This is a genomic window from Micromonospora craterilacus (assembly GCF_003236315.1).
Classification (GTDB): Bacteria; Actinomycetota; Actinomycetes; order Mycobacteriales; family Micromonosporaceae; genus Micromonospora; species Micromonospora craterilacus.
Map to the genome: position 1 here is coordinate 1 of NZ_POTY01000312.1, position 6,702 is coordinate 6,702.

Consider the following 6,702-nt stretch of genomic DNA (forward strand, 5'->3'; position numbering starts at 1 on the left):
GGGCCACTGCGCGCCGGGCGCGTGCAGGCCCGGCGGCATCTCGAAGCCGGAGGCGGCCGTGCCGACGGGCGGCACCTGAACGGCCGGCGGCGCGGAGGTCGGCCGGCCGGTGACCGGTGCCACGGGCTGCTCGGCGGGTGGCACGGGACGTTGCGCCGGCACGACCAGCCGGTCGCCGCCGGGGTCGTGGCCCGGCTCACGCAGCCCGGGTGGGGCGCTCACCGGGGCGTGTCGGCCGGCCGCCGGCTCGTCCGCGTGGGGCACGCCGTTGACGTGGGGCACGCCGTTGACGTGGTGCACGCCGTTGACGTGGTGGCCGTTGACCCGGGCCGGCTGCTCGGGCTCCACCGGCTCACCTGCCGGCGCGGGCAGATCGGCGTAACGTGACGAAGCGGTGGCCCAACCGGAGGGCGGCTCGGGCCGGCGCCAGGTCGGCCCGGCGTCGCGGGAGTCCTCCGCACCCCAGGACCAGTCGGCCGCCGGCGGGGCCCACCCGTTGCCGGAACGGGCCAGGTCATCCCGCTGACCCGTCCCGTCGCCGTGCTCTCCCGGGGTGGCGGCACCGGGTTGCCCTGTTTCACTCACCGCGCGCTCCTTGGTCGCCCCCGCTGAGGCTACCGTGTGGCGACAGTGGCGATAAGTTACAGCGGCGGGCCAATTCCGCGAGGGGCCGAGAGGTCCCGACCGGTTCGGGTGAAATGCCGGCCCGTACGACACACTCGGAGGTTCCCATGACCGCTGTGGGGAACGGCGCCCAGACCGCCGGCCGGCCCACGCGCCTACCCCGTTCGGCGCGCCGCAAGCAGCTGCTCGCCGCAGCTCAGGAGGTGTTTGTCGCGCAGGGCTACCACGCCGCGGCCATGGACGACATCGCCGAGCGGGCCGGGGTCTCCAAGCCCGTGCTGTACCAGCACTTCCCGGGCAAGATGGAGCTGTATCTCGCGCTGCTCGACACGCACTGTGACGCGATAGTCGCCAAGGTGCGCGACGCCATGGCGAGCACGACCGACAACAAGGAGCGGGTCAGCGCGTCGGTGCGGGCGTACTTCGACTTCGTCGACCACGAGAGCGAAGCCTTCCGTCTGGTCTTCGAGTCGGACCTGCGCAACGAACCGGCGGTGCGGCAGCGCGTGGAGCGGGTCGAGCAGGGCTGCATCGCGGCGATCACCGACACCATCATTTCCGACACCGGGGTCAGCCGGGCGCACGCGGAGTTGCTCGCCTCCGGGCTGGTGGGCGCGGCCGAGACGGCTGCGCAGTTCTGGCTGGCCGGCGGTCGCCAGGTGCCCAAGGCCGAGGCCGAGGCGCTGGTCGCCGCCCTGTCCTGGCGGGGCATCGCCAGCTTCCCGCTGCAAGGTGAGTCAGCCTGAACTTCGAGCTCGTGATCGGATAGCCTTCGCAGGGCGGCCAATTTCGCCCGACGGAGGAGGAACCGTGGAGGTCAAGATCGGCGTGCAGTACGCGCCGCGCGAGCTGGTCCTGGATAGCGCACAGTCGCCGGCCGAGATCGAGCAGATCGTGACCGACGCTGTCGCCAGGGGCGAGGGCACCCTTTCCCTGACCGACGAGAAGGGCCGGCGGATCATCGTGCCGGTCGGCAAGGTCGCCTACGTCGAGATCGCCGAGGCGTCCCCCCGAGCGGTCGGTTTCACCGTCCGCTGACGATCAGTTGTTCAGGCCGGCGGCGGCCATCCGTGCGGTGTGCGCGGTGGTCAGCCGCCGGAACAATCCCGCCACGTCCATCTGCTCGCCCTGGGTGATCAGGGTGGTGAGCGCCCCCCGGTCGGCGGCGGCCACCCGCCCGGCCTGGGACAGGGCCTCACCGACCAGGCGTCGGGCCCACATCGACAGTCGGCCGGCCACCTTCGGGTCCGCCGAGATGGCGAGCCGGATTTCGGCAGCGGCGAACTCCGCGTACCGCGACTCGTGCAGCACGTCGAGGACCAACTGGCGGTCCGGCTCCCGCAGCGCGCCGGCAATCTCCCGGAGGAAGTCGTCGGTGATCGCGTCCCCGACGTACGCCTTGGTGACCACCTCCGCCCAGTCCCGGGGCTCGGTCGAGTCGTGGTACGCCTGCAACGGCTCGACGTAGGCCGCCATCGCGTCGTCGGGCAGCACACCGAGCACCCCGAGCCGGTCGGCCAGCCGCCGGTAGTTGGCTATCTCGGCGGCGGCCATTTCGCCCAGCGCGGCCCGACGGCGTAGATCCGGGGCAAGCCGGGCATCGGCCGCCATCCGTTCGAAGGCGAGCAGTTCACCGAGAGCCACCAGGCCGAGCAGGTCGACGACGGCATCACCGGGCGGGGTGGGGGCGGACACGTGCGCAGGCTACCGCCCGGCGACGCCGAGGGGTGAGACAGGTCACATGGAAACCTGGCCGGTGACGCTTGCCCGTTCGGAATCGGGACGGGGTTTGGCCCGTTCAGGTAACATGGAGGAGTTGCCGTAGGTGCCGATCCCGACCGGAGTCGAATCCGATCCCGGTCGAAGTCCGACCCACGGCGCGCGTGCGGCCCGGTCCGCTCGGCTTTCTGCCGCCGACCGTGTGGCCCGCGCCATACCGATACGCGCCCTGAGGACATGATGGGGCGCACCCACGAGAGGGCACCCCCAAATCCACATGAGTGAGCCGATTCAAGACCTCACAGACGGCCAGGAACTGGCCCCGACAGCCCCGGTCCGACCGGAGGCACCCACCTTCGCTGAGCTCGGCGCGCGCGCCGAGACCGTCGACGCGCTGGCCGCTGCCGGCATCATCCGCGCCTTCGCCATCCAGGAGTACGCGCTCCCGATCGCGCTGCGCGGCGCCGACCTGATCGGGCAGGCCCCGACGGGCACCGGCAAGACCCTCGGCTTCGGCGTGCCGCTGCTCGAGCGGGTCTTCGCACCCGACGAGGGCGGCGACGGGCTGCCCCAGGCCCTGGTCGTCGTACCGACCCGTGAGCTGGGCATCCAGGTCGCCAAGGACATCGCCGCCGCCGGCCGCACCCGTGGCGTGCGGGTACTGCCGATCTACGGCGGTGTCGCGTACGAGCCGCAGATCGAGACGCTCCGCAAGGGCGTGGAGATCCTCGTCGGCACCCCGGGCCGCCTGCTGGACCTCGCCAAGCAGAAGCACCTGCGCCTGCACGGGGTGCGCGCGCTGGTGCTGGACGAGGCCGACCGCATGCTCGACCTGGGCTTCCTCGACGACGTCGAGCGAATCCTGGCGATGCTGCCGGAGGACCGGCAGACCATGCTGTTCTCCGCGACCATGCCGGACCCGATCGTGACGCTGTCCCGGCGCTTCCTGCGCCACCCGGTCACGATCCACGCCGGGCACACCGCCGAGACCGGCCCGTCGCCGCAGACCGAGCAGCTGGCCTACCGCACCCACTCGATGAACAAGATCGAGATCGTCGCGCGGATCCTCCAGGCCGAGAACCGCGGCCTGACCATGATCTTCACGCGTACCAAGCGGGCCGCCGACCGGGTCGCCGAGGACCTCGACTTCCGCGGCTTCGCGGTCGCGGCGGTGCACGGTGACCTCGGCCAGGGTGCCCGTGAGCGGGCCCTGCGGGCGTTCCGGGCGGGGAAGATCGACACTCTGGTCGCCACCGACGTCGCCGCCCGGGGCATCGACGTCAGCGGCGTCACCCACGTCATCAACTACGACTGCCCGGAAGACCAGGACACCTACACCCACCGGATCGGTCGTACCGGCCGGGCCGGGGCGACCGGCGTGGCGGTGACCTTCGTCGACTGGGACGACATGCCCCGTTGGCGGATCATCGACAAGACCCTCGGGCTGGACATGCCCGAGCCGCCGGAGACGTACCACACCTCCCCGCACCTCTACACCGACCTGCACATCTCGACCGAGGTGACCGGCACCCTGCCGACGGCCGAGCGCACCCGCGCCGGCCTGGCCGCCGAGGTCGAGGAGGACCTGGGCGGCGGCCGGTCCCGCCGGGGCGGCGAGCCCCGAGGGTCCCGCCGCCGGGGCCCCGGTCGCGGTGAGGGCGGCCGCAGTGAGGGCGGTCGCGGTGAAGGTGGTCGCGGTGAAGGTGGTCGCGGGCGTGGTGACGGCGGTCGCGGCCAGGGCGGCGACGCCGCCGCGCCGGACGCCACCGAGTCCGCCGCCGAGGAAGGCGCTCGTAGCTCACGTCGCCGCCGGCGCCGCCGGGCCGGCGAGGTGCTGACCAGTGGCGAGTCGGCCACCGCGGCCGGCGACGCCGCCCCGGTCGCCGCCGCCACCGAGGGCGCCGCAGGCGAGGCACCCCGTCCCCGCCGCCGCCGGCGTCGCCGTGGTGCCGGCACCGGCACCGGTACGCCGGCCGAGGCTGCCACCGACTGATCCAGGGCCGGGGCGCCCCTGACGATGGCGCCCCTCCCGGAGTCTCGCCGTACCGCGGCACCCGCTTCCGGGCCTCGCCGCACTGTGGCGCGTCGATCCTGGCGGTGCCGGGATATGTCTCACAACCGTGATGTCTCACAGACATGTTGATGTCTGTGAGACATCAACCCTTCGGGGAACATTGCCACCCACAGCGAGCCCATCGACGCCAGCCGTCGGTGGGCATCCATCGCTGTCGCCGCCCCGCCGCCGTCGGCGTGCCTCGGACAGACCTGGAAGATGGAACGATGCCCGAACCGTTGGACTCCGCCCTCGCCGAGGTCCGCTCGATGCTGCTCGGTCCCGCGCTGACCAGGGCCGTGGCCGCGGGTCGCCGGCGCGGCCTGCGTCCCTCGGTGGTCCGGGCCGAACTGCGGCCGGTCGCGCTCAAGGCCGGCCCCCGGCTACAGATCGCCACCTCTGACGGCGCCCGGCCGTACACCCGCAACGTGGCACCGGGTCCGGAGGCGCACGTGGCGGTCGAGGCGCTGCTGGCCGAGCCGTTCGGCAACTGGCACGTGGAGACCGCCGACAGCACGCTGCAACTGCGGGTCACCAAGTCGGGCGAGGCGCAGGTGCACCGTACGGCGGCTGCCCGGCCGGCCGCCGCACCAGCCGGACACGACCGGGCCAAGGAGTACCTGCTCGACCCCGGAGATCCGATCTTCACCGAGATCGGTGGCTCGGCGGCCAAGCGCCGGCAGGTGGACGCGTTCCTACGGGCGTTGGCGGCCACGCTGCCCGCCGAGCCGGCCCGGGAGCTGACCGGCCCGCTCCGGGTGGTCGACCTGGGCTGCGGCAACGCGTACCTGACCTTTGCCGCGTACCGGTACCTCGCCCAACTCGGCCTCGACGTCGAGCTGGTCGGCGTGGACGTACGCGAGGACCAGCGCCGCCGCAACACCGAGCTGGCCGAGCGACTCGGCTGGGCGGAGCGGGTGCGTTTCGTGGCCGGCACCATCGCCGACGCGGTCGTCGAACCGGCCCCCGATCTGGTGCTCGCGCTGCACGCCTGCGACACCGCCACCGACGAGGCGCTGGCTCGGGCGGTGCGCTGGGGCGCCCGCTGGGTGCTCGCCGCGCCGTGCTGCCACCACGACATCGCGGCGCAGCTGCGCACCCGGCCGGCACCGGCCCCGTACGAGTTGCTGACCCGGCAGGGCATCCTGCGGGAACGTTTCGCGGACGTGCTCACCGACGCCCTGCGCGCCGGACTGCTGCGGCTGCACGGCTACCGGGCCGAGGTGGTCGAGTTCGTCGACTCCGCGCACACCCCGCGCAACCTGCTCATCCGCGCCCGGCGTACGGATTCCGCACCGACCGACGCGCAGCGTACGGAGTATCGGGAGCTGGTGGCGCAGTGGCAGGTCACGCCGCGGCTGGAGACGCTGCTCACGCAGCTGCCACCGGACCGGTAGCCGAATCCGATCCCGCCAGTGGGACCGTCTGGTCGATCAGTCAATTGCGTCCCACCCGTCCCGTACTACTCTCGAAGAACGCACCGTCAGGTGCCGGTCGGGAGGTAAGAGCCACCGGATGGGCTCGGCAGAGGTTTCGCCACAGATGGCGTTCGCGCGCTTCGTGCGCCGGGCCATCGACGATGCTCGCGAGGAGCGCGGGTGGACGGTCACCGACCTGGCCACGCACACCGGTGTCGGTCGCTCCACCGTCTTCCGCTGGTTGGCCGGCGACTGGCAGGACTACCCCGAGCTGGCCAAGGTCCGTGGCTTCTGCGCGGCGCTGGATCTGCCGGTGGCGGCGGCGTTCCGTGCGCTCGGCCTGCCGGACGTCGGGCCGGGGCCACGGCGGCGCGGGGACGACGGTCAGGTCGAGGCCGACGTCCGGGTGATCCTGCAACGGCTGGCCGACCCGACCGTGCCGGCCGAGGAGAAGCATCACATCCGCGACCTGCTGCGCTACCTCGCCCGCCGGCCGATCCGCCGAGCCGGCTGACACCGCCGCCGATCCGCCGAGCCGGCTGGCTCCGCCGGGTCTACTGCACGGTCACCGTGAACTCGGCGGTCCGCACCTCGCCGCCGGTGGCGAAGTCCAGGTAGAGGCGGTACCGCCCCGGCCCGGGCGTGGTCAGCCAGAACCGGATCGTGCCGTCCACCAACTCCGGCTCCGGGTGTACGTGCAGGTAGCCGAGATCACCGTCGCGCAACGCGACGAGGTGGCCGTACGCGCCGAGGTAGCGCTCCAGCACCGGGCTGGCACCGTCCGGGCCGGTGACCCGGAAGCTCATCGGCACGGTCGGCCCGGGCTGCGGACTGCCCTCGTACCCGACGGTGAACCCGTCGACCGTGGTGGTGGTGGCCGGGGCGGGC

General features: G+C 72.9%; 7 protein-coding genes and 1 pseudogene. 5 read left to right on the forward strand and 3 right to left on the reverse strand.

The window, feature by feature from the left end; all coding sequences use genetic code 11:
* A pseudogene (locus tag C1I95_RS34980) lies at nt 1-585 on the reverse strand (hypothetical protein); the annotation flags it as partial.
* Nucleotides 586-731: 146 nt separating this feature from the next.
* On the opposite strand from C1I95_RS34980, the gene C1I95_RS30745 reads away from it, so the two are divergent.
* Together C1I95_RS30745 and C1I95_RS30750 are read left to right on the forward strand one after the other, a co-directional pair.
* Nucleotides 732-1,370 (forward strand): TetR/AcrR family transcriptional regulator, encoded by a 639-nt coding sequence (locus tag C1I95_RS30745; protein WP_111219172.1) that lies wholly within the window; start codon nt 732-734, stop codon nt 1,368-1,370.
* Nucleotides 1,371-1,434: 64 nt separating this feature from the next.
* Nucleotides 1,435-1,662 (forward strand): DUF3107 domain-containing protein, encoded by a 228-nt coding sequence (locus tag C1I95_RS30750; protein WP_111219174.1) that lies wholly within the window; start codon nt 1,435-1,437, stop codon nt 1,660-1,662.
* Nucleotides 1,663-1,665: 3 nt separating this feature from the next.
* On the opposite strand, the gene C1I95_RS30755 is transcribed toward C1I95_RS30750, so the two are convergent.
* Complete coding sequence (locus C1I95_RS30755) at nt 1,666-2,319, reverse strand: ferritin-like fold-containing protein (RefSeq protein ID WP_111219176.1); 654 nt, start codon at nt 2,317-2,319, stop codon at nt 1,666-1,668.
* A gap of 301 nt (nt 2,320-2,620) precedes the next feature.
* On the opposite strand from C1I95_RS30755, the gene C1I95_RS30760 reads away from it, so the two are divergent.
* From C1I95_RS30760 to C1I95_RS30770, 3 genes are all read left to right on the forward strand, one after another.
* On the forward strand, nt 2,621-4,336 hold the full coding sequence (locus tag C1I95_RS30760; RefSeq protein ID WP_111219178.1) for a DEAD/DEAH box helicase: 1,716 nt from the start codon (nt 2,621-2,623) through the stop codon (nt 4,334-4,336).
* Nucleotides 4,337-4,623: 287 nt separating this feature from the next.
* Nucleotides 4,624-5,793 carry a class I SAM-dependent methyltransferase gene (locus C1I95_RS30765; protein ID WP_111219180.1) on the forward strand — a complete coding sequence of 390 codons (1,170 nt, stop codon included), beginning with the start codon at nt 4,624-4,626 and terminating at the stop codon, nt 5,791-5,793.
* Between the two features lie 118 nt (nt 5,794-5,911).
* Entirely contained in the window at nt 5,912-6,328 is a 417-nt protein-coding gene (locus C1I95_RS30770; protein ID WP_111219182.1) for a helix-turn-helix domain-containing protein, read from the forward strand.
* Nucleotides 6,329-6,368: 40 nt separating this feature from the next.
* Here the strand turns inward: C1I95_RS30770 and C1I95_RS30775 are convergent.
* Nucleotides 6,369-6,702: DUF8832 domain-containing protein (locus C1I95_RS30775; RefSeq protein WP_499877996.1), on the reverse strand; the 334-nt coding region annotated here is incomplete at its 5' end.